The sequence below is a fragment of the Parabacteroides sp. AF19-14 genome, from assembly GCF_003635485.1.
Classification (GTDB): domain Bacteria; phylum Bacteroidota; class Bacteroidia; order Bacteroidales; family Tannerellaceae; genus Parabacteroides; species Parabacteroides distasonis.
In genome coordinates this window covers 109,589-133,232 of record NZ_QTMJ01000013.1, presented here as the reverse complement: position 1 = coordinate 133,232, position 23,644 = coordinate 109,589, and the positions used below count along the sequence as shown (strand labels likewise).

Here is a 23,644-nt window from a genome sequence, read left to right as displayed (position 1 = left end):
AGTACGCCTTTCTTTTGAAACCGCAAGGGATTCGTAAGGTTTTTTAGTTAAATGTAAGCGCAGACACTTAGGTGTCTTGTTTTATATATTAAAGTATTTATATATCTTCGCAGCATAATCAAACTATAAATTAATTAATGGAAATAGTCATTATTATTGGCCTTATCTTACTGAATGGAATTCTTGCGATGTCGGAAATCGCTTTGGTCTCGGCCCGGAAGGCTAGGTTGGAAACCGAAGCGAAACGTGGTAATAAATCTGCGGGTACTGCTTTGAAGCTGGCAAATGAGCCGGATAAGTTTCTCTCAACCATCCAGATCGGAATTACCTTGATCGGTATCTTGACCGGTTTGTACTCTGGCGAGGCGTTAGCTCATAATTTCGCTGTTATAATAGCGCAAATACCGGCCCTAGAACCGTATGCGTTGGGGATCGCTAAAACGACGATCGTTATTATCGTGACGTATCTTACACTTATATTCGGAGAGTTGGTACCGAAGCGGATCGGCATGGGGTGTGCCGAGAAGGTCTCTATGTTAGTTGCTAAACCCATGAATTTTCTTTCCTTGATATCTTCTCCTTTTGTTTGGTTACTATCAAAGAGTACGGCGTTGGCTGTGAAGATGACGGGCGTGGATACGAAAGAGGAAAATAGGGTAACAGAGGAAGAAATCAAGGCGATCGTGAAAGAGGGCTTTGATGGTGGCGAGGTGCAAGAGGTAGAGCAGGACATCGTAGAGCGGGTCTTTAATCTGGGAGACCGTAACGTGGGTTCTATCATGACGCATCGTAGCGAGCTGGTTTGGCTGGATGTGACGGATAGTACGGAGAAGATTCGGGAGAAAGTGGAGGAGAATTTATTTAATATATATCCCGTGGCTTCGGAGAAGTTCGATAATATAGTAGGGGTCGTTTATCTGAAAGATTTGTTCGGAAGGATCGACCAACCGGATTTCTCGATCAACCAAGTACTTCGCCCGGCACAGTTCGTTCCCGAGAACCAGAGCGTATATAACGCCTTGGAATCTTTCAAGCAGACACACGTGAAATATGGACTCGTTACAGATGAGTTCGGAGGCATTCAAGGTATCGTAACCTTGAAGGATATCATGGAAGGCTTAATCGGGCAAGTACCGGAAGTCGGAGAGGAGTCCGAGATCATACAACGTGAGGATGGTACTTGGTTGGTGGACGGCCAATATTCTTTCTATGATTTCTTGGAATATTTCGACATGGAGGATTTGTATGCCGAGCATGATTATAATACCTTGAGCGGCTTGATCCTAGAGATATTGGAACGTGTACCGAAGACGGGTGAGAAATTAAAGTGGCTGGACTTTGAGTTCGAGATCGTAGATATGGATGGCGCCCGGATCGATAAGGTTTTGGTCAAGTACTTGAAAAATGGGTAAAATGTCTTTTTAGAAGAGTACGCCGAGTGAGATACTCATCACGTTCGTTCGCTTGTCAATATTGATATCATAATTAATCTCGGGAACCGGGTTGTTGACTTTCTCGAAATCGGATTCCACTTGATTCAATCCGAACTCATAGACAAAGTCGAAGAATAGCCGTCCGATGCTAACCCCTACACCCGTAGCGATATTGACTCCGAACGGGGTGTTGTCATTCACGTATTCTACATGCGTGGTGGAAGACTCTACCGTATAGGCGATCTTATAGTTGTATTTTAATTTGGGGCCGACCATAAGGCTAAGTCCGTAAGGCCCTTTCTTCACTAGGTTATAGCCTACCATTATGGGAACCTCTAAGGAACTGGTTTTCATCATCAAGAGGTCGGTAGTTGCCGATGTATTGGACATCATATTATTTTCCGGCAAACTTTGAGGTATGGAAAAACGGATATTTCCCTCAGAGCGATGCCATGAGAAACTTGGCTGGAGGAAGAACCGTTCGATATTGACCCGGCAAAAGACCGCGGCCAGATAACCTACCTTATATTCGATGTCTATATTCTCCGCTTCCTTCCCATTGATGGAAAGGGAGTTTATGACTGGGAAAGTAGCGTTGAATCCCACTTTGGCTCCAAAGTTGAATGCCTTGTCCTCGAAACGCATGAAACTCTGGGCTTCTGCTAACAGACCGAAAGATAGCAACGCTCCTATAAGGTAGACTTTTTTCATACCGTTATTTTTTCTTTTTCACGGACCAGCCGAATTTACCGACAAATTCACCTAACCCGTAATACTTACCATGCGAGTAAGCCAAAAGATCCGCTTTCTGCATATCAAAAGCCCCTGTTTCTGGGTCTAGATATCGGTTGTCGGCCTGTACGTTTACGACATCAGCGATAAACATATCATGACTTCCGAGAGCGATTACCTCTTTTACCCGGCATTCGATACAAAGCGGAGACTCGTCTATCGTAGGGGCGTTAACGACGGTCGCTTTTCCGGGAGTGAGCTTCATCTCCTCGAATTTATGATGGTCTTTCCCTGAGTTTACCCCGCACCAATCCGTGGCGTAGGCCAGCTCACGATTCGTCAAGTTGATGACGAATTCCATATTCTTCTTCAAGATCGGATAAGAGAATCGTTCCGGACGTACGGATATATAGCACATCGCCGGATTCGTACAAATCGTACCGACCCATGCGACTGTTATTATATTGTACTCGGAAGGCTCATTTCCACAACTCACCATTACGGCTGGCAATGGATAGATCATGGTTCCCGGTTTCCAATCGTGCTTCATATAAAACGCAGTTTTTACAATTGCGAGTTGAGAATTGAGAATTAAAGATTCCGTAAAGCTAATTCTCAATTCTCAATTCTTAATTTTCAATTATCTAATGATTATGTCTTCTTTATTAATCTTACGTTCGCAATAATGACATTTAATGGTTCCCTTCTCCTTGTCGATCACGTGGAAGCGGGAAAGCATCGGCTCATTATTGGTGATACATTTCGGATTGTTACATTTGACCAAGCCAATCAGCTCGTCGGGTAAAGTAACCGTCTTCTTCTCTACAACCTCATAATCACGGATAATGTTCAATATAATATTCGGGGCGATCATGGCGATACGGTTGATCTCGTCCTCCTCGAAAAACTTGTCGGCGATCTTGATCATACCCTTGCATCCCATCTTGTTGCTATGGAAATTATTGCCGATCGTGATCGTATTGTTCATTTTCTCCAGTCCCAGTAAAGAGGCTACCTTGAATAATTGGCTGGGAGGAATATGGTCTATGGCGGTACCGTTCTCTAAAGCGGCTACCTGCAACTCTTTTTTCTTTTCTGCTGACATAAAACTTCGTTTTTATTCGTCGATAGATATACCTAAAACTTCGCAAATGATAGCTTGGCGTGCGAACAGCCCGTTGCGTGCCTGCTGGATGTAATAAGCCTTTGGATTGTCATCTACATCGTAAGCGATCTCGTTCACACGGGGTAGCGGATGTAAGATACGCAGGTTCTCACGGCTGTTTCTCAGCATGTCGTTACGCAGGATATACACGTTCTTTACCCGCTCGTACTCTTCCAAGTCTGTGAAACGCTCACGTTGTACACGGGTCATATAAAGGATATCCGTCTGGTTGATGATATCTTCCGTGAAATCGGTATGCTCCTCGTATTTGAGTCCGTGCTTGTCGCAGAAGTTCTTTTGCTCGTCCGGCATGCGCAGCTCGTTCGGCGCGACGAAGTGGAAGGTCGGATGGAAGTGAGACATTCCCACGATCAAGGAGTGAACCGTACGGCCATACTTCAAATCGCCGACCATCGTGATGGTGAGGTTATCCAGCTTGCCTTGTGTCTTGCGAATGGAATACAGGTCCAGCATGGTTTGCGAGGGATGTTGGTTCGCCCCGTCACCAGCATTGATGATAGGGACATCCGTCACCTCGGAAGCATAGCGGGCGGCTCCTTCCAGATGATGTCTCATAATGATCAAGTCCACGTAATTGCTTACCATCAAGATCGTATCTTTCAAGGTCTCGCCCTTGGAGGAACTAGTCGTGGAAGCGTCCGAGAAACCGATCACCCGTCCACCTAAACGGTTTACAGCTGTCTCGAAACTCAGTCTCGTACGTGTAGAGGGCTCGAAGAACAGGGTGGCGGCGACTTTGCCTTCCAGTAATTTCCGGTTCGGATTCTCCTCAAACTTCCTTGCGTTATCCAGAATACGAAGAATGTCCTCTTTGGAACATTGATCGATAGAAACTAAACTTTTACTTTTCATAGGTTGTGTATATTCTGTCTTATGTACGCGAATGTATAAAAAAAGCGGAGACCGAAGGGCCTCCGCTTTATATTTTATTTTAAATTCTGAACGGTTTCGTCTAACCGTTTGATGAATAAACATTTAACGGAGTATCTGAAAAGTAATGGTAACGACTAGGAAACCGTGCGATTTTCAGCGTTTTGCGGTGTTTTACTATCAAATAACTCTTTCAGGTGCAAAGATACGACAAATCTTTGATATAGTATCCAATACAAACAGTATTCGCCATTTTTTGCCTTTCGATATATACCTATTTGCTTATGCCGTTATTTTTTGCAGATTTGGATAAAAAAGGAAAGGCAAAATTCAGGAAGCATTGAAATTCTTTACTTTAGTTAGTGCAAAAATCGAATAATTTATTGTAACTTTGCAGCGGATTCGGTGTGCATATAATACCATCCCAATTAAGATAAGTCGCAACATATATAGTGGTTTTCAATATGATTATGAACAATTGTACAATATTAACAGGTAAAAACACCGTTAATATTGCATATCATAAACCTTGGTAATTTTTCCACATTCAAATCTAATTAATTCGATTTGAATGTCATTGTCTTTGTAATCCGGCATGCTATTTCAGGCTTGTCGAGAGATTTTTTGTGCTATAAAATCAAGAAACATTCAAAAGATAAAAGGAAAAATTCAAATGGAAAAAATCAGAAATTGGAAACAAGATTTCTATACAATATGGGCGGGGCAAGCTGTGTCCCTGATAACAAGTGGGGTTCTTCAAATGGCCATCATCTGGCATCTGACAAATACAACAGGGTCTGCGATGGTGTTGTCAATGGCGACCTTGGTTGGGTTTCTACCTCAAGCGGTTTTAGGTTCTGCAATCGGAGTACTTGTTGACCGCTGGAACCGGAAAATGGTCATGATTGGTGCAGATGTCATCATAGCTTGTGCTGGACTGGTACTTACCGTAATTTCCCTGTCAGCGGAACTACCTGTATGGATAGTAATGCTCATCCTCTTCATTAGAAGCGTTGGCACTGCATTCCATTCCCCTGCGTTAAGTGCGGTAACACCTCTTTTAGTGCCTGAAGAACAGTTAGTCAAATGTGCCGGCTACACCCAGTCCATCCAATCGGCAAGTTTCATCCTAAGTCCGGCAATTGCCGCTTTTCTCTATGCAAAATGGGGGTTGAATTCTGCGGTTGCCCTTGACGTATTCGGAGCAATAATTGCCTGTATCACTGTTGCAATGGTTCACATCCCAAAACAACCGATTGAAGCGCTGCAGCAAGAAAACTTTTTCACCGAACTGCGCATTGGCTATAACGCAATACGACAAAATAAAGCTCTTTTCACATTGCTTTGGATAGGAGCAATCAATATGTTCATTTATATGCCAATCAATGCGCTATTTCCGCTGATGAGTATGAATTATTTCGAGGGAAGTACCTTGCATGCTTCCGTGGTGGAAATTGTTTTTGCAGTTGGTATGTTGTTGGGCGGACTTCTATTGGGCGCATGGGGAGGTTTCAAAAAGCGCATGGCAAATATCATCGGCTCTATCTTTCTTATGGGAGTGTCATTGACTGTTTCCGGCTTGCTACCAACCAATGGTTTTATGATATTTGCGATATGTTGTACGTTGATGGGCTTTTCTGCCCCATTCTATAATGGAGTACAGACCGCGCTATTTCAAGAACAGATACAACCCGAGTATTTAGGGCGTGTTTTCGGACTTCTTGGCAGCATCATGTCGTTTGCCATGCCGCTTGGGTTGGTAGTGTCGGGTGCATTTGCAGACCAAATCGGGGTAAACCGTTGGTTTTTGTTCTCAGGTATGGCTATTCTGCTTCTCGCTATAATAGCCTTATGTCTTCCACAACTTAGAAAGGTCGACAATCAAAAACAAAAATCATGATTTATGAAACGTAACTAAATCTAAACAGCAATAAGCCTCTGATAGGGAAATACGATTATCGGAGGCTTATTGCAATCTGTTTTAACTACTTATGTAATTCCTCTACTTTTCCTTTGTGGTTGAATTGGCTGTCGTATGCTCTGCCGTAGCCTGTCGAACTGTTCCCTGAACCATTCGCCTATGGGCTGGCGGTTGATTACGAGTGTCAGTTTAGACTTGTCCGCAGGGTCTTTCACCACTTGAAAGCCTGCTCTTTCTGTCGTAAAACTCCGATTATGTTCCTCCGAATAAAGTTTGCCCTCGTATATCAAAGGCTTACCATAAGTCAATGTCGTGGTCTGCCTTTCATTGAACCCGACAAGGCGGCACAGGCTCTCTATTCTCATAATTTCCTTTGCCATAGGAAACCATGCACACAGCTTTTCGATAATGCGTTTCAAACCTGATACTTCATCTTTGTGTCTGACACTTTTTTCCGCCATCTCCTTACGGTGATTCTGCTGTATTTCCAACAACTGGCGGTTGTGCTCGGTTTGCATCGTGTGTATGCGGTTTTGCAGTATCTCAATGGTTTCCTCATGGGTGGCAACTTCCCGATACAGGGCGGTGTTCTCCCTTTCCAAAGTCTTGACCTTGTTGCTCCCGAAAAGAGAACCGACACTTTCAGCTATGTTGGTCGCTGCGGTGGTGGCTGCACCTTTCAGTTTCTCGGTCTGTACCTCTTTCTTGGCTTGTCTGAGTTCCTGTTCGGTTTCGGTTTTCTGCTCCTGTAACCGCTTGTTTTCTGCATCAAGGGCAGCGTTCTTTTTCTGTATGTCCCGATAATACTGTGTCGTGGTGGTGTGCCGTGCTTCGGAACCTCGCACACCTCGCTGTAATCCGTATTTAGCCATAACCCTTGCATAATTGTCGTGGTACGCAATCAAGGTCTGACGGTTGAACAGGTCATCGGCACACAAACGGACGGTATTTGCTTTCTTGTGATACTTCCGTTTGCCGTCTTCCTGCTCTTTCTTGGCTTTGCGCCTTTCACCTGTCACGATGGGAACAATGGCTGCATGGATATGCGGTGTCTTCTCGTCCATGTGAAGATGGGCGGCAACCACGTTCTCCCTGCCGAATGTGGCTTGCAGCCATTGGATGCTGTCGCTGCACCATTCGTCAAGTCTTCCGTTTTCCTGTATGTCCATCATGTCCTCATGTGTTCCCGACAGAACCACTCGGACTACACGGACTTGGTCATGTGTAATCTTCCGCTTGATGCCTGCCGTGTTCAGCCTGTGGGCAATCGCTTCATCCCTGCCATGAACGCCATCGGGGTATTCTATAAGTACCCTGTTCAGATGCGTTCTTGTCGGGTCTGCGTTTTTAGGTATGATTCTTCTCTCTATATGGTCGGATTGTACGGTGTCCGATGAACCTTTTGCTTTCTTTATGTCCAATGAAAAATATCCCATGTAGTTTGATTTTTACGGTTATTGTTATGAGTGTATTCTCTGCCTGTGGCATTGGCTCTCAGGGTTTCCAAAGGGATTTCCCTTTGGCTCGATAGGGAGTTTTTAGCATTACCGTGTAATGCGTGAAGAAAACGCCCTATTGAGCTATGGTATTTCTGTCTAAATACCCTTGGGAAAGCGAACCTGTTCCCCTCTATATTTTCAGCCCTTTCTTTTTCGGTGGCTGCATCATCCGCCTTGCGGATTGTACTTGCTTCTCCTCCTTTATCGGCTCTGTCGATTGGGACAAGAGTTTTTTGCACAGGTACTCGTTCAAGTCATTATACCCTGCATAGTGAACCGACATATCCTGCAAGCGGTCACCCAACATCCGTTGCAGGTTGGCGTATGCGTTCCGTCCTGCTGTGTCATTGTCAAGGAAACAGCCGATTCGGGTATAGGTTGCCAATATGCTTTCCGCTTTCGAGAGGTTGGAAACGGAGTTGAGAATGACGTAATCCTGTGCATTCAATCGTGGGTGTTGCGGATTGTTCTTTACTCGGATGGTCAGGAACGAGAGATAATCCATGAAGCCCTCGAAAAGATAACAGACGGTTCGTGGCTCTTTTTGCTGTCGGATATGGGTGATGTCCTTCGGGGCGACACATCCCTTGAAGTATCTATTACGCACTTCATACCCTCTTGCCATATTCGGGAAGCCGATGGCGAAATAGGGTTTGTCGGCATTCTCAAACCGCAGTTCCTTACACTCCCTTTTGGCGAGTTCAATGTCTATCCCCCTTTCTTGCAGATAGGCAATGAGCGCAGGTGATGACAGCTCGCCAACTCTTAATACCCGATAAGTGCGGTTGTCGGATTGCTGCTTGCCAAAAGAAAACGATGCAGGGCGGATGTATGGTGTCCGTTCCTCTATGCGCTTCAACAGGCAGGTTACATCTTCCGTATGGTAGAGTTCCGCTGCCAATGCGATGATGTTACCGCCCTTGCCAAGTCCAAAATCGTACCATTTGTTGAGTTCTGTGTTTACCTTGAAAGATGCGTCCGTTTCCTCTCTCAGCGGTGATTTGTACCAAAAGCTGCTGCCCTGTTGCTTGACGGGCGTGTAACCCAAACTTTGCAGATAGTCTGCGATTCTGATTTGTTTAACTTCTTGTATGTTCATGATATTCTATAGATTTGATGATGATTGTAAAAACGTTGATTTGTTGAATGGCTTATATAACACATTTATTTACAGAAAGATATTTGCTCAACATCTTCTCAACAAACCACTCGCCAAAAGAGAAATCAACAATCGGGTGCTGTTCCTCTCTCAACTTCTCTTTTCGATTGTTGAGATTTTGTTGAGAGTGTATATTGTTTATTGTCAGCATAGTTATATCCTTATTCATCAATTCAACAAAAAAAAGAATGATATTACAGGGATTCAAGTTGTTCCCTCGTGACAGAATAGAAACGACCGACCCGTTTTACAGGCTCATACCGACACTCCCGATTGTAGTTGAATTGGTAGGTGGTATAGGTCAGTCCGTTGGGTGCAGGCGTAAGTTTCCAACACTCCTGCAACACCTTTCGGACTTGGTGCTTCTCCACTTTTACCTGCGAGTGTACCAGCAACAGAAGAATGTCGTTGTAGCAGAACGAGAATGTGTCCGTGCCGACACTATCCATGATGTCAAGTATCAGCTCGTGCATCTCTATCTCCAGTCGGTTACGGTTGCTGCGGATTATCTTCTGCAAGGCTTCGGTATGCAACAGCGATGGAGCAAACCACATACGGCTTTCCTTTTCGGTGGATAGTGTTCTGTGTTGCAGGAAATGAAGAAAGGCGGGTATCTCCGCTTTCAGCTTTTGCAGGAAGTCGGTATCATCAGACTGCAAGCGGTCTATCTTGCGTACCCAATAGCGTGTTTCCCCTGCATCAATGATTACAGGCAAGTACTCGTTGTTGGAGCATAGCACGAACTTGGCGAAAAACGCTATCTCGTCACGGTCTTTGCCTTTGGCTTCCACCTTGTAGGAAAGTGTGGTGCTTAGGTTCTTCAACCGCTCGCTGTCCTCCCTACGGTTGAGCAGCACCTCGTCCACCACGATAAGCAGTTTGCCGGCCCAGTCGGAATTGAATTGGCTACGGAAATCCTCGTTGGTGTTAAAGGTTACATTGTTCTGAAATAGGAGTTTTAGAAAATTCAGAAATGTGCTTTTGCCTGTGTTGCGTTCCTCTGATACCAACAGCAGGATAGGCAGCTTTTGAATGGGGTACAAGTAGAGCAGTTGTAGGTAGTCCATGCCCAACTCGTATTGCTCCCCGAAGATGTGACCTACCAAAGATTGGATATGCGAGAAATCGCCCTCTTTAGGTTGGTGGTCTATCGGTTCATAGAGGTTAAGGAACTTGCCGACCACGGGATGGTAGCCGATGTGTTCGGGTACGGTGCAGAAGCCGTCATACTTGGGAACGCTGCCGATGTAGTCCTTGCCGTAGTCTTGGCGCAGGGTTTCGTTGTTCCATGCTATGCGTTTCCTTACATACCCTCCGTTCAGTTTGGGCTGCTCCACAATCTTGTAAAGCGTAGTCCCCACTCGGATGAATTCCTCCTTTGCCATGCCACCATCCGATGGCGGTCTGTGGCTGTCTTGTTGTTTGTTAGCTGACATAATCAAATGGTTTTAAGTTTGAAAAATACCAGCTACAAAAGTATAAGCATTTATCGGATAAGTTGTTACGCAAAACGCGGCAGAACGGTGACAAATAGCCCCCGAAGAAAAAACTTTCAATGGTTTGGAACGGAAGTCGGGCAGGACAGACGAAAAAACTCCCAAAAAACGAATGTGGGGATTACGCTTTTCGGGAGAAAAAATTGGAGTTCCTGTTGATATGTCGGTCAGATTATATGCTGACACGCTGGCTTGATTACTCTATTCGTGACTGAATGAATGGATTCCGTCAGTCGTGCAACCAATTCAGCTACGAGAAGTATTCGGCTTTGGCTATGCCGTTGGTGTTCAGCGAAAAGAAGATGCTTGTTTTCTCTTTTCGCAAGTACAGTCTTTCAAGAACGGCATTGCGCACCTGCTTCGCACTGTATGTGCCGATACGGAACGCAAGGGCGATTATCGTTTCAAGGCTGTAAACCTCCATGCTGCACTTGTCGGACAGTCGGATGGTATGCCTTATCTCACACTCATTCAGAATGCCGTTCTTGCAGAGTGTCTTTATCCCTGCCCTGATAGTCGGGGCGGTTACATTGAACAACTCGCAAAGCTCCCACTCACTCATGGCGGTTGCCTGTATATCTTTCGGCATAACTACATTGCCGAACTCGTTCATTGTTATGATGTTTCTTTCCTCTTTCATTATCGTTTGATTTAAGGGTTACTGAATGGCATTGCAAATGTTCTTTTCCATATCCTCCAGTTTGTGCGACAATGTTTCCATATCCTGACTAATCTTTTGGGCTGTGATTTTTGCGTAAATTTGGGTCGTTTTTATGTTGGTATGTCCCAAAAGTCGGCTGACGGTTTCAATGGGTACTCCGTTGGATAACAGCACAGTGGTCGCTGCCGAATGTCTTGCTACATGATAGGTCAAGTGGACTTTTATACCGCACAACTTGGCAATGGCTTTCAGCTTCTTGTTGCAAGTCGTGTTACTCGGCATGGGGAATACTTTATTATCTCTTGTCATACCCCTGTACTTCTCTATTATCTTTCGGGGAACATCCAACAATCGGATATTGGATTCCGTGTTAGTTTTCTTTCTTCGGGTGATAATCCACAGATTTCCGTCAAAGAATGTTTGCAGGTTGTCTTCCGTAAGGTTCTTGACATCGGAATATGCCAAACCTGTAAAGGTGGAGAACAGAAATAAATCCCTGACAAGCTCGTGTGTCTTGTCGGGCATATCGGTGTTCATCATTGTGTGTATCTCCTCTCTCGTAATATACCCTCTGTCCACGCTTTCGGGAGAGTTGATGTACCCTGCAAAGGGATTGAACGGCAGACGACCGTCATTCCTCGCTATGGAAATAATGTGTTTCAGCACAATCATGTAGCCCCAAATGGTATTGGTGCGGCATTTTTTCTCAGTACGCAGGAAATACTCGAAGTCGTTGATGAACGAGAGGTTCAACTCTTTTAACGGAATATCTTCACGCTTGTAGGTATGGGGTAGGAACTCACGGATGTGCTTGCAGACGGTAACATAACGTCGGAATGTTCCTTTTGCCCTGCTGTGTCCCACTTTCTTGGCAAATTCGCTGTTGTGTTGTTCAAACAGTTTTAGCAAGGTTTCCTGTTTGATACCGATGCCGAGATAGGCATCTTTCAACTTGGCAGCAGTGACATAACCGTCCGTCTGCATCAACTCTTGATAACGGCGGTTTATCTCCACTCTGATTTTGTCAACGGCACGGTTGATTCTTTGCGCTTCGGCACTCTTACCCGAAGCACGGTTGTTCTTCACGTCCCACAGGCGCAAGGGAACATCCATCTTGCAACTGAACTGCTTAATCTCTCCGTCCACCGTAATGCGACACATCAAAGGCAGGTTGCCGTTGGGTTTCTCACTGCCTTTCTTCACGTAGAACAATACCTTAAATGTACTTCTCATAACTCACTTTTTTTTGGTTACAAAATTAATTCATAGTGAGTTACCGACAGATACGACACATAACGCCAAACGATGCAAAATTTAGGTTTCGCAAGAAATTTGCATCATCGCACGGGTAATGATAAAGTAACTGAACTTTTGCTGCGTTTGTCCATATTCTGTCTCTTCTTGGCTTTTGAACAAGAGAAAAATATAGCGTAACGAACGCTTTTTCAGTCTGTTCGCTACGCTTTACTCAAATTTGCTATTCCGTTAGGTGTTTATTTTAAGAAATCAACTAGACTTGCCGGAAGATAGAACGTGTTATTTTTATCGACATAAACGACGACAGAGTTTAACCGTATCTCATCTTGGCCTTTCTTCCCGGACTTCACGATATTGGAGAACGGGGTGATCGTTAGCTGTTTTTTCTTATCTTTCTTGTTCTTAACGATCAAGGTTGGAGAACCTTTCTCGTCGGCGGCAGGGACGATCTCGCAAGTGTAATCCTCGAATACGTCCGTGTGGCGTGCGAAGTTCTTGTTTGTAAGATCTTCCAAGTTTTCGTGTGTCAATCCGAACAAATTGCATAAGTACTCATTCAGCTCGATGTTCGTATTCATACCTAGGGGTAAGGTTCCTTGCGGATGGTAAGCGGCTAGGAATACTTCCTCGCCCGTATGGCCGCCGGTCGTGAAACCGAAGCAAGTGCGGGAAGTGATGATATGCGCCATCAATCCGGTTAACGAGCCACTGTACATGGAGGAATTATCTTCCGGTTTGCGTTGGTCTTCCGGTATCGGGCTATTCTTATAATCCTTGCAATTGTTTAACGCGTTCATCTCTTCCGGAGTCAGCTCGAAGCCGGCGTAGGTGCGGAATACGTTTTGCACTTCTGAGTTAGGAACGCTGTTTACCTTGTTGGCGAAACCCTCGGCGGTCAATTTATACAGGGAGAATTGGTGGAACAATTGGTCTTTCGTCAATTTATCGTAACCTTTACAATCTCTTCTACCTAAGCTGATACCGCTGTTTCCGTGGTCGGGTACGATGACAACGGCAGTCTCGCCGTTATTGCGTGCGAACTCCAATGCGGCACCGCAGGCACGATCGAATGCCAAGAAATCGGTAGCCATACCTACCGGGTCATTGCCATGAGCGGCCCAGTCTACCTTACTGCCTTCTACCATTAAGAAGAAACCATTCGGGTTCTTGGATAATTTGTCGATCGCCTTACGAGTCATTTCCTCGATAGAAGGTTGCTCTTCCGGATTGCGGTCGATATCGTAAGCCATTTCCTTGTTGCCATATAAAGCCCACATCTTCTGATTATTATCGGCACGCATACCTTTCAAGTCATTTTTATAAACATTGTATCCGTTCGCCAATAGATAATCTTCCATATCCTTTGTAAGGATAGAAACTCCACCACCGATAACGACATCGATATCATTATGAACCATCTGCGGAGCGATCCAGTCGTATTTACCACGGTTGTAGCTATGAGCGGAGCAGTCCGCCGGGGTAGCGTGCGGGAATTCGCAAGTGAAAACCAATCCCGTGGCTTTGCCCTGCAACATCTTTCCAGCCTCCAATACGGTGGTAAGCGGTTGGAAGGCACGGGCCGGGTCGGTCGGGTAGATATCGTTATCACCGTCGTTCTCCGGGTAAGTGGATACATAACCCGTACGGCTCGGCTGTCCGGTCATGTAGCATGATGTAGTAGGAGCGGAGTCGCCGATAGGGGCGTTAGAAGAATGCGTACGCACCGTTCCGCACAAATACGGGTCGATGTTCAATTTCGGTTTGCTGGGATCTTGGTACCATTGCAACCAACGGGCGATAGAGATAGTCGCCAATGAGGTTCCGTCCGGGATTAAGAGAATCACGTTCTTGACAGGCTTCACGTTCTCCTTTTCCACGGCATTGGCCGGCATAATGATAATAGCCAGCAAAAGTAGAAAAGCTAATGTTTTTTTCATGTGCTTTAATTTAATAATGTATAACAAATTCTTCTATTAAATCTTAATTTCCAAGTGGGATGATCTCCTCGTTGAACCGTGTCAACTTCTCCACGCCCGTCTCCGTTACAAGGAAACTGTTCTCGATACCCACGGCACCGACACCCGGGATCACGAATTTGGGCTCCAAGGCGAACACCATATTCGGTAAAAGCTCCTCTTTTGAGCGAGGGGTAAGCACAGGTAGCTCATTGATCTGTATACCGATGCCATGTCCTACGAATTTAGCCTGTTGCTCGGTTCCCATAAAGTTAGCCGAAAGACCTTCTTTCTTAGCGATATTCGCCGCTATATTATATAAATCCGAACAAGCGGTTCCCGGTCGGGTAGCGTTTTCCACCTCCTGTTGTATCGTAAGGGCCACTTGATGCGCCCGATATGCTTCCTCCGTCAGGCGGCCTACGGAGAAGACACGGGTCATGTCCGTCATATAAGCCGTATAATTGCCGGCCATATCCACCATGATAGCGGTACCTTCTTTTAATAAAGTACCGTTAGCGCCTAGCGGACAAGAAGCGTCTATGCCGCCTCCGCCCAAAGCGAAATCAAAAGGGGATGGGGTCTCGGCGTTTTCCCCGGCGAGAATACTACCCATATAGATATCCATATTGGCTCCGAAAGCACGGAAAAGACCGATCGAGCCGTTCTTGCGCATACGTTTCTCGATCTCGTACTGAAACTCCAAGTCTGTCATACCGGGACGGAAGCATTCCGGGATCTCGCTATAAGTAGCCTCGTGCTTGCGGGCGGCGATACGGAATTGCCCGATCTCCCAAGGGGTTTTTACCCGGCGAAGGTTTCGCATGAAAGCGGTGGCGTTACCGGCCTCCTCCGGTTGGAATACCTTTTGTAAACGGATATATTCATTATAAGTTAACTCATCTGCCTCTAATAAGAGTCTTTTCGGCATCTTAATTCCTCGTTCCGCAAATAAGGGTGGGATGTCTTCCGGCTTACGGATGTATTCCACTTGATGTCCTGAAAGCCCGTTCGGTCGCTTGATCAAGAACCACGGCTCACCGTCTACCGGCAAATAAAAATAACCACTATAGATTTGTCCTGTCGTATAATAAAGATTTACATCTACGGTAAGCAAACAGGCATCCATACCCATTTTTGCCATACCATCTCTCATCCGATCCCATTTTATCTTTAGGTCGTTCTTCAATTCTTCTGAAATCATCTTCCTTTGTATTACTTTTATTTTGTACCGGGCATCAAAGGTAACAAGAATTTACGAGATTTAAGTGGATTTGAGGTGAATAAAGTATTACAAACGCATATATGCGAATATACGGTTGAATAGGGAAATCTTCTTATGAATAAAGATAATCGTATCTGTATCTATTCCTTGATTCTCGTCGTGAATCCTATAAACCACGGCGTGGTCTTTACAGATCATGGCGTGGTTTACAAAGACCACGCCGTGGTTTGTAGAATAGAAGTAGATCCGATATAGAATATATAAGTATTCAGCTGGTTATTCTTGCGGAACAAATAGGGTATTCGATACTATTGGACCGGGATCTTGATAACCACCTTCCGGATATTCCCTTGGCCGATACCCGGGGCGTGCCCGTCTTCCGGGAAATAAATGGCGAATTGTCCGGGATAGATTTTCGTATAGGCGGTAGGTTTGTCGATATAAAAGGCGATATCTTGCTCCTCGTTGTATGGAACGGACTCCTCTAGTAATTGATCTCCCGGTTTCCATCCGATTTTCTCTACGCCCAATAAGGGGAATTGGATATCGATAAATTTCTTGTGGGTCTCGATGGCCGCTTCCGACTTCTCCTTTCCGAAGAGGCTGGCGATGCTAACCGTGAAACCAGCGTCCGCTATATCGTATTTACCATCTTCCATTTTTGAAAAATCAGTAGACTTAACATAGTCAAAAGCCTGCTTAAACAGCGGATGGATACATTCGATCCGCTTAGAGTTCTCAAGTGAGTCTAGAATCATATTGTTATTAAGTTTTAGTAATTGGTTTGAAAATCGTTACAAATGTCGGGTATTTCCCTGTTAAATAATAGTCATATTTCTCAAATAAATCTATTAAGTTCCTAGGTTTCTTAACGTACGTAAATACTGTTTCGTAAAGTTTGCAATCTGGTTGCAATCATATTTATCGTATCTTTGTTATTCATTTATATATAACTAAACAGGTGATACGATCTATGAAAGATTTGGAGACAATTATACTACCGGTTCTCGAGATGAGTTGTGCCGTATGTGCCAATAACGTAGAGAATACGATGAAGGGACTTCCCGGCGTGGAGGAGGCATCGGTGAATTTCGCGGCGAATACGCTTTCCGTCAAATACCATCCATCCTTGATTACTCCTCAGAAAATGAGAGAGGCCGTGCAGGAGGCCGGATACGATTTGGTCGTGGAGGTAGAGGATCCGACGGCGGTACAGGAAGAGATGGCACGAGAGCATTACCGGAAGCTACGCCGGAATACGATCGGGGCGTGGGTACTTTCCATTCCGCTGGCCCTGCTGGGAATGGTGTTTATGCATACGCCCGGCGGTAACTGGATCATGATGGCGCTGGCCTTGGTGATTATGATCGTGTTCGGGCGGTCGTTCTACGTGAACGGCGTGCGCCATGCGTTGCACGGTAGCGCCAATATGGATACATTGGTGGCGTTGAGTACCTCGATCGCTTTCCTGTTCAGTTTCTTCAATACCGTATATCCGCAGTTCTGGTATGAGAAAGGATTGGAGCCGCATGTTTATTATGAGGCATCCGGCGTGATCATAGCGTTCGTTCTGTTGGGTAAACTTCTGGAGGAGCGGGCGAAGAACAGCACTTCTTCCGCTATCAAGAGCTTGATGGGATTGCAGCCTAAAACCGCCCGTCGTGTGCGAGATGGTCAGGAGGAAGAGGTCTCTATCTCGTTCTTGCGAATGGGAGATCTTGTCAGTGTCCGTCCCGGTGAGAAGATCCCGGTGGACGGCACGGTGTCTCAAGGTTCCTCTTCCGTGGATGAGAGCATGTTGAGTGGCGAGCCGATCCCTGTCGTGAAATCACAAGGCGACCGGGTCTTGGCCGGGACGATCAATCAAAAGGGCGCTTTCTTGATGGAGGCGACCGGGGTGGGGAGCGCTACCGTATTATCGCAAATCGTACAGATGGTACAAGCCGCTCAAGGAAGTAAGGCGCCCGTGCAGCGTATCGTTGATAAAATAAGTGGTATATTTGTACCGATCGTTGTCGGATTGGCGATACTTACTTTTATCGTCTGGCTGGTAGTAGGAGGAAGCGGGTACTTCTCGTACGCTCTCTTATCGGCGGTATCGGTATTGGTGATCGCTTGCCCATGTGCGTTGGGACTTGCTACGCCAACTGCCTTGATGGTCGGGATGGGTAAAGGCGCCGAGCATCATATATTGATCAAAGACGCTTTTGCCTTGGAAAACCTTTGTAAGGTGGATACCGTCGTGCTGGATAAGACCGGGACCTTGACCGAGGGCGTGCCCGAGGTGACCGACTCTTTCTGGGTATCGGAGGCGAGCCGGGATATGCTGGATATCCTTTATACCGCCGAGATGAAGTCTGAGCATCCTTTGGCGTCCGCTATCCTCTCATGGTTGAAAGGAACGGAGGCCACGGAGATCGACGCTGATAGTTTCGAGAGCGTAACGGGGCGTGGTATCCAAATGCAGGTACATGGCGTGACGTATTGGGTAGGAAGCAAAGGCTTTTTGGAAACCTTCAAGGCGATGGTTCCGCCCGAGGCTGGGCGGGAAATCATCCGGTGGGAAGAGGATGGCAAGAGTATCGTTTATTACGGTTGGGAATCGGAATTGCTTGCGGTCATGGCTATTTCGGATCGGTTGAAACCTACGTCGGGAGAGGCGGTAGAGGCCTTGAAAGAAATGGGTATCGAGGTTCATTTATTGACCGGCGATGGAAAACGGACCGCCGAGACCGTTGCGGCCATGCTGGATATCCGTCATTATAAGGCAGATGTCTTGCCGAGCGATAAGGAGGAGTATATCCGTTCCTTGCAAGCCGCCGGAAGGAAAGTGGCTATGGTGGGGGATGGTATCAACGACTCGCAAGCCTTGGCCCGTGCGGATGTGAGCATTGCGATGGGTAAGGGAACGGATATCGCCATGGATGTGGCGATGGTCACGTTGATTACCTCGGATTTGATGTTATTGCCGGATGCGATCCGCCTGTCGAAACGTACGGTTCGCTCGATCCATCAGAATTTATTCTGGGCATTTATCTATAACTTGATCGGAATCCCATTGGCGGCGGGTGTCTTATTCCCGGTGAACGGACTGTTACTGAACCCGATGTTGGCGAGCGCCGCGATGGCTTTCAGTTCCGTGTCGGTGGTATTAAACAGCTTACGGTTGAAATGGAGTAAACTTTAAATAACAAATAGAGATATGGCAACATTAAAATTTAAGACAAACGCTAAATGTGGCGGATGCGTGGCGGCTATCGGCACTAAGTTGAATAAATTAGTAAAAGAGGACGCATGGTCGATCGACTTGAAATCCCCGGATAAAACATTGACTATAACAACCGATCTTCCGGCGGAGACCATTCTTTCAGCCGTATCGGAGGCCGGTTTCAAGGCTAGCGCCTTGTAGTCGTAGCGATCGGATGGATGAGAAAACAAAGACAGACTCATGGTGAGGAAGTAGCGAATGTGCTTACGCATGGCGCGGGCATGTTGTTCGGCTTAACGGCGATTATCGTCTTGATGATCGCCGGGATTCGTACAGGTGATCCGTGGGTGATCGGTAGTTTCGCCGTTTATGCGTTGTGCATGACTTCCTCGTATGTGACATCTACCTTTTACCACGCCGCTTCCGATCCCAAGCGAAAATGCCAGTTGCGCCGTTGGGATCATAGCGCTATTTATTTGCATATCGCGGGTACTTATACGCCATTTACCTTGGTGGCTCTCCGCGACGAGGGTTTCTGGGGCTGGGGATTATTTATTACGGTTTGGCTGGCCGCGGTTATCGGCGTATGGTTTAGTTTCCGTCGGATGAAGAAAAAGGATAATCTGAAAACGGTTTGTTATCTGCTGATGAGTTGGGTGGTGATTATCGCTTTCAAACCTTTGATCGATGTTTTCCAGCGTACGGATTCGATGTATGTCTTATATTGGCTGATCGGAGGAGGCTTGTTCTATTCCTTAGGAACGATTTTCTTCTTTCTGGATAAATATAAATATATGCATTCCGCATGGCATTTATTCGTTCTCGGGGGAACGGTTTGCCATTTTATAGCGATCTATAATTTGGTGTAAGGAAAAACAAAGAAGCCGGAACTGTGTTTAGCGGTTCCGGCTTCTTTTATTCTTGTTCTTCCGTATGTTGTTTCTCGTATTTATAATCCGCTAAAATCAACCCCATTGAAAAGCAAGGAAGGGATTCGCCAGCTGGAGGATAGGCGGGGGTCGTTTCCGACTTCCGCTAGGTTACTCCATAGGGAGAGCATATTACCCGTGGCGTTCATCTCGGAGATCGGTTGGGATAGCTTGCCTCTCTCGATCAAGAAACCTTCCACGCCATACGAGAAATCGCCGGTCGTGCTATTGCAGTTTCCACCGTTGAAGCCGGTCACCAATATACCTTTGTCGATAGAGGCGATCAATCCGTCCAGATCCTTATCACCATTCCGCATGGTAAGAATCGAGGGAGAGCCGATCGTTTGTTCCATGCCCATCTTGTTGGCGGAATACGTATCGATATAATACGTTTTCAATATACCCTGCTCGAATACCGGAAGACGTTTCGTGGCAACACCCTCGCTATCGAAATAACGTGCGCCGGAAGCCTTTACCAAATGAGGCTCATCTATCAAGGTCATCTTGTCGCTCGCTACCTTTTGGTCGATCTTATCCAACAAGAAAGAGTTCTTTTGCTGGATGGAGGAACCGTAAATGGCTCCGATTACTGGAGAAAGCAGACGACTGGAGTTCATGTTATCCACGATCATGGTATATTTACCGGACGCCACTTTCCGCTGTCCCAGTTTTCGAAGCACCCGTTCCAGCGCTTTCGTACCGATACCGGTCTTCACCAGCTCGTCATAATACAAGGAAGAGTCGTACCAATAAGACTCGGGACGGGCGTCACCCTCCCCACGGATGCTGACACTCCCCACCAAGCCATAAGAGGAACCAGAAGCCTCGCCTTCGAAACCGTTGCTGGCTACCATGTACTTAAAGTCCTTCTCGTCGCTGTAGGAAGCGTTGGCGGAGATGATCCGGTCGTCCTTGCCCATGATCTCCTCACAGACGCTCATGGCCAACGCTACCTTGTCGTCCGGTTGCACGGAGTCGAAATTCGGGTCGACCAATCGCAAGTCCGCCGCCCCACCTTTATAATACAAGGAAGCGTCCGGCAGCGTGCGAGCCTTGTCCTCGGCGAGGAAACGAGTGGCGGCGATACCATCCTTGATGAACTTCTCCAGCTCTTTCTTATCCAAGCGATTGGTAGAGTAGGAGCCGTAACGGCCGTCCACGAACAAATGAACCACCATGCTGTTCTCGGATGCCTGTTGCAGACGGTCTATTTTCATATCCCGTATCTCAAACGAACTGCTGGAACCATTGTAAAGCGTGACACGTGAAGATTGGCAACCATTCTTCAAGGCATATTCCATGGCCCATTGAGCCAATTTCTTATTTTCGTTTGTTATCATATTAGTTTTCTCCTCCTACTGTAAGTTTGCTGACTAAGGCCGACGGCATACCGCAGGTTACCGGGCAAGACTGTCCATCCTTACCGCAGGTCCATGTGCCGTTATCCATTTTATAATTATTACCCACCATCGTGATATCCGCCAACGCTTTCGGGCCGTTACCGATGATATTGATATCCTTGATAGGTTGGGTAAGCTTGCCGTTCTCGATCAAGTAACCATCCTTCACGAAGAAGGTAAAATCGCCTGCGCCGATCTGTACCTGCCCGTTCGTGAAGTTGGCGGCATAGATACCTTTCTTTACGGTAGAGATGATCTCCTCTTCCGTCACGTTGCCCGCTTCCATATAAGTGGCACGCATACGGGGGATAGGCATCTGACGAAAAGACTCCCGGCGGCCATTGCCCGTAGAGGGGATGCCGTAATGTTTCGCGCTGATACGATCGTGCAGATAACTGGTCAAGACTCCCTCCCGTACGATATAGGTTTTTTGTCCGTCCACACCCTCGTCATCGATATTGACCGAGCCCCGGTTGAAAGGAATCGTGCCGTCGTCCACCACGTTGATATGCTCGTTGCAAACTTTCTTGTTCAGTTGATCAGAGAAAATAGAGGTGTTCTTACGGTTGAAATCTGCCTCGAAAGCATGGCCGATCGCCTCGTGCAATAAGATGCCAGAGCCACCGGCACCCATGACAACGGGCATTTCCCCGCCTTTAGGCTTGATCGCCTGAAATAAGATAGAGGTCTTATCCACCGCCTCTTGGGCAAGCTCGTCGATCAGGTCGTCCGTTAGGAATTCCGCTCCCATGCGGAAAGCCCGTGCGGCGTACGAGTTCTCGATCTTCCCGTTATCCTCCATAATACAGACGGCACTCAAAGCACTCATCGGGCGATAATCGTAATAAATCTGCCCTTCCGAGTTACAGAATAAGATATGAGAGGTCGTGTCTCCCAAAGAGGCCATCACCTTGGTGACCCGCTTGTCCTTGGCGAAGATCTGATCGTTCAGTTTCTGCAAGAAAGGCATCTTGTCATTAATGGCTATCTCGTCCCAAGGTGTTTGTACGCTATAGAAATTGTTCGTATGCTTTTCTTCCGTTAAGTTGATAGGAGCGGTATTCGCTGATCCGGTGGCGATCCGTGCGGCCGTACGAGCCGCCTTCAGCATCTCGTCCAAGCTGACGTTCTCCACGTAGGCATATCCCGTTTGGTCGCCGGACAAAACACGTACGCCCATCCCAAAATCGATGTTAGATGAGGCACGGTTTACGGCACCATCCTGCAACCCCACGTTGTTCCTGTATGAATGCTCAAAAAACAAATCGGCATAATCCCCGCCTTTCTCCAAGGCTGCTGCCAATACTTTCCTCAAATCCCCCTCACTCACCTTGAAATAATTCATGGCGAATGAAATACCGGCTGCTTTATCACTCTCACTACCGGTGCAACTTCCTAGTAGGGAAGGAGCCGCTAATGTTCCAAGCATAACCATACTTCCTGTTTTAATGAAATCACGTCTGTTAATATTCATGTTGTTGTTGTTTAGCCCAATCCATCACGTTTGCGGGTGGACGTTGATTCAATAACTCTTTTTTCATAAAATCCATGTAAGGAGCTACGTGCTTGAAGAATTTCTTGTATCCCTTACATAGATAATTTAGTCCCGGTTCTCCATTCGGCGTATGGAGGAACCGGTTTTTCGGGCATTCCCCATGGCAAGCGAAAAGATATTCGCATTCCTTGCATTGCGTAGGGAGCTTATCTTCTTTATCCGTTCCAAACTTTTGTTGTACCGGACTGTACATCATCTCCGTTAATGTCTTTGTTTGGATATTCCCGAGTTTGTATTCCGGGAATACGAAATGGTCGCAAGCATATACGTCGCCATTGAACTCCATTACCCCGGCGTGACCGCAATGGCGGGCCAAGGAGCAGACCCCGGGTTGCTCGCCTACCCAGTTGGCCAAGGTGGAATCGAATAATTGGATGTAGAACTTGCCGACATCCTCTTTCAGCCACTCGTCGAACAAGGCGCAAAGGAAATCCCCCCATTTCTCGCTATCTACCGAGAACGGAGCTAGCTCGATCGCAGCGTCTTGTTCCTCGGGAGAAGATAGCTTGGTACCTTCCTTGTGCCGGCCGATACGCTCCACGATCGGGGCGAATTGGATGAAACGGCAATCCAGTTCCTTGAAGAAATTATAGAATTCCAGCGGATAATCCACGTTATAATCATTCACGACGGCCATGGCGTTATATTCTACCCCATGTTTTTTCAGCAACTCGATTCCCTTCATCACCTTATAGAAAGAGGGGAGTCCCTGCCGGTTCCTACGGTATTCGTCGTGGAACTCTTGCGGGCCATCGATAGATACACCCACCAAGAAATTATTTTCCTTGAAAAATTGGCACCACTCATCATTCAATAGGGTACCATTGGTTTGGATACAGTTATCTATTTGCCGTCCTCCCGCATACTTACGCTGCAACTCCAAGGCTTTTTTATAGAAGCTGATCGGTCGCATCAGCGTCTCGCCTCCATGCCATGTAAACAAGACTTCTTGCATGGTTTGGCATTCCATGTATTCCTTGATGAACTTCTCGAGTATCTGATCCGTCATGATGTGATTCTTCACGTCCGGATAGAACTTACTTTTCTCAAGGTAATAACAATACTCGCATGCCAAATTACAAACAGAACCAACCGGTTTCAACATGATGTAGACCGGCTTGGCGAAAGGGGAAATATAGGAACTATTCATGGTATACT

The 23,644-nt window shown here is 46.5% G+C and carries 21 protein-coding genes; 6 read left to right on the top strand and 15 right to left on the bottom strand.

Annotated elements, in window-relative coordinates:
• Positions 1-137 precede the first annotated feature (137 nt).
• A complete protein-coding gene (locus tag DWX33_RS14100) occupies positions 138-1,412 on the top strand; it encodes a hemolysin family protein (protein WP_005857328.1) in 1,275 nt (424 codons plus the stop codon).
• Positions 1,413-1,421: 9 nt separating this feature from the next.
• On the opposite strand, the gene DWX33_RS14095 is transcribed toward DWX33_RS14100, so the two are convergent.
• The 4 genes from DWX33_RS14095 to pyrB all read right to left on the bottom strand — a co-directional run bounded on the left by DWX33_RS14095 (position 1,422) and on the right by pyrB (position 4,203).
• Complete coding sequence (locus DWX33_RS14095; protein WP_005857327.1) at positions 1,422-2,144, bottom strand: porin family protein; 723 nt, start codon at positions 2,142-2,144, stop codon at positions 1,422-1,424.
• 4 nt (positions 2,145-2,148) lie between these two features.
• On the bottom strand, positions 2,149-2,715 hold the full coding sequence (locus DWX33_RS14090; protein ID WP_122297254.1) for a flavin reductase family protein: 567 nt from the start codon (positions 2,713-2,715) through the stop codon (positions 2,149-2,151).
• 90 nt (positions 2,716-2,805) lie between these two features.
• Entirely contained in the window at positions 2,806-3,270 is a 465-nt protein-coding gene (gene pyrI / locus DWX33_RS14085; RefSeq protein ID WP_005862713.1) for an aspartate carbamoyltransferase regulatory subunit, read from the bottom strand.
• Positions 3,271-3,282: 12 nt separating this feature from the next.
• Complete coding sequence (gene pyrB, locus DWX33_RS14080) at positions 3,283-4,203, bottom strand: aspartate carbamoyltransferase (protein ID WP_005857322.1); 921 nt, start codon at positions 4,201-4,203, stop codon at positions 3,283-3,285.
• Between the two features lie 691 nt (positions 4,204-4,894).
• On the opposite strand from pyrB, the gene DWX33_RS14075 reads away from it, so the two are divergent.
• Positions 4,895-6,121 (top strand): MFS transporter, encoded by a 1,227-nt coding sequence (locus DWX33_RS14075; RefSeq protein WP_016564142.1) that lies wholly within the window; start codon positions 4,895-4,897, stop codon positions 6,119-6,121.
• An 89-nt stretch (positions 6,122-6,210) separates the two neighbouring features.
• On the opposite strand, the gene mobV is transcribed toward DWX33_RS14075, so the two are convergent.
• The 7 genes from mobV to DWX33_RS14035 all read right to left on the bottom strand — a co-directional run bounded on the left by mobV (position 6,211) and on the right by DWX33_RS14035 (position 15,373).
• Positions 6,211-7,578: a MobV family relaxase gene (mobV, locus tag DWX33_RS14070; RefSeq protein ID WP_022508104.1), complete on the bottom strand. Its 1,368-nt coding sequence runs from the start codon at positions 7,576-7,578 to the stop codon at positions 6,211-6,213.
• 193 nt (positions 7,579-7,771) lie between these two features.
• A complete protein-coding gene (locus DWX33_RS14065; protein WP_016564201.1) occupies positions 7,772-8,740 on the bottom strand; it encodes a toprim domain-containing protein in 969 nt (322 codons plus the stop codon).
• Between the two features lie 254 nt (positions 8,741-8,994).
• Positions 8,995-10,236, bottom strand: a complete 1,242-nt coding sequence (locus tag DWX33_RS14055) for a primase-helicase family protein (protein WP_016564203.1) — start codon at positions 10,234-10,236, stop codon at positions 8,995-8,997.
• Positions 10,237-10,546: 310 nt separating this feature from the next.
• On the bottom strand, positions 10,547-10,936 hold the full coding sequence (locus DWX33_RS14050) for a hypothetical protein (RefSeq protein WP_016564204.1): 390 nt from the start codon (positions 10,934-10,936) through the stop codon (positions 10,547-10,549).
• 18 nt (positions 10,937-10,954) lie between these two features.
• Positions 10,955-12,190 (bottom strand): site-specific integrase, encoded by a 1,236-nt coding sequence (locus DWX33_RS14045; protein ID WP_016564205.1) that lies wholly within the window; start codon positions 12,188-12,190, stop codon positions 10,955-10,957.
• A 260-nt stretch (positions 12,191-12,450) separates the two neighbouring features.
• Positions 12,451-14,151, bottom strand: a complete 1,701-nt coding sequence (locus DWX33_RS14040; RefSeq protein WP_022192594.1) for an alkaline phosphatase — start codon at positions 14,149-14,151, stop codon at positions 12,451-12,453.
• Positions 14,152-14,194: 43 nt separating this feature from the next.
• Positions 14,195-15,373, bottom strand: a complete 1,179-nt coding sequence (locus tag DWX33_RS14035) for a Xaa-Pro peptidase family protein (protein ID WP_009017302.1) — start codon at positions 15,371-15,373, stop codon at positions 14,195-14,197.
• 135 nt (positions 15,374-15,508) lie between these two features.
• Here DWX33_RS14035 and DWX33_RS22600 point away from each other — a divergent pair, with 135 nt between their 5' ends.
• The gene (locus tag DWX33_RS22600) at positions 15,509-15,649 is read left to right on the top strand and encodes a hypothetical protein (protein ID WP_005857316.1); all 141 of its coding nucleotides are present in this window, start codon (positions 15,509-15,511) and stop codon (positions 15,647-15,649) included.
• Positions 15,650-15,702: 53 nt separating this feature from the next.
• On the opposite strand, the gene DWX33_RS14030 is transcribed toward DWX33_RS22600, so the two are convergent.
• The gene (locus DWX33_RS14030) at positions 15,703-16,152 is read right to left on the bottom strand and encodes a YhcH/YjgK/YiaL family protein (RefSeq protein WP_005857314.1); all 450 of its coding nucleotides are present in this window, start codon (positions 16,150-16,152) and stop codon (positions 15,703-15,705) included.
• Positions 16,153-16,367: 215 nt separating this feature from the next.
• Here DWX33_RS14030 and DWX33_RS14025 point away from each other — a divergent pair, with 215 nt between their 5' ends.
• The 3 genes from DWX33_RS14025 to DWX33_RS14015 are packed head-to-tail and all read left to right on the top strand — an operon-like array spanning position 16,368 to position 19,471.
• Entirely contained in the window at positions 16,368-18,581 is a 2,214-nt protein-coding gene (locus DWX33_RS14025; protein ID WP_122380573.1) for a cation-translocating P-type ATPase, read from the top strand.
• Positions 18,582-18,596: 15 nt separating this feature from the next.
• Positions 18,597-18,803, top strand: a complete 207-nt coding sequence (locus tag DWX33_RS14020; protein WP_122268614.1) for a heavy-metal-associated domain-containing protein — start codon at positions 18,597-18,599, stop codon at positions 18,801-18,803.
• Between the two features lie 17 nt (positions 18,804-18,820).
• A complete protein-coding gene (locus DWX33_RS14015; protein ID WP_009275107.1) occupies positions 18,821-19,471 on the top strand; it encodes a hemolysin III family protein in 651 nt (216 codons plus the stop codon).
• 80 nt (positions 19,472-19,551) lie between these two features.
• Here DWX33_RS14015 and DWX33_RS14010 read toward each other — a convergent pair whose 3' ends face one another.
• Genes DWX33_RS14010 through DWX33_RS14000 form a run of 3 tightly spaced genes read right to left on the bottom strand, consistent with a single transcriptional unit; the run spans position 19,552 to position 23,636 of the window.
• Positions 19,552-20,871, bottom strand: coding sequence for a TldD/PmbA family protein (locus DWX33_RS14010; protein ID WP_005862700.1), 1,320 nt, complete (start codon positions 20,869-20,871; stop codon positions 19,552-19,554).
• A gap of 1 nt (position 20,872) precedes the next feature.
• Entirely contained in the window at positions 20,873-22,405 is a 1,533-nt protein-coding gene (locus DWX33_RS14005; protein ID WP_008772291.1) for a TldD/PmbA family protein, read from the bottom strand.
• Positions 22,395-23,636, bottom strand: a complete 1,242-nt coding sequence (locus tag DWX33_RS14000) for an anaerobic sulfatase-maturation protein (protein ID WP_005862697.1) — start codon at positions 23,634-23,636, stop codon at positions 22,395-22,397. Before DWX33_RS14000 ends, DWX33_RS14005 begins: the two co-directional genes overlap by 11 nt.
• Positions 23,637-23,644: the final 8 nt, after the last annotated feature.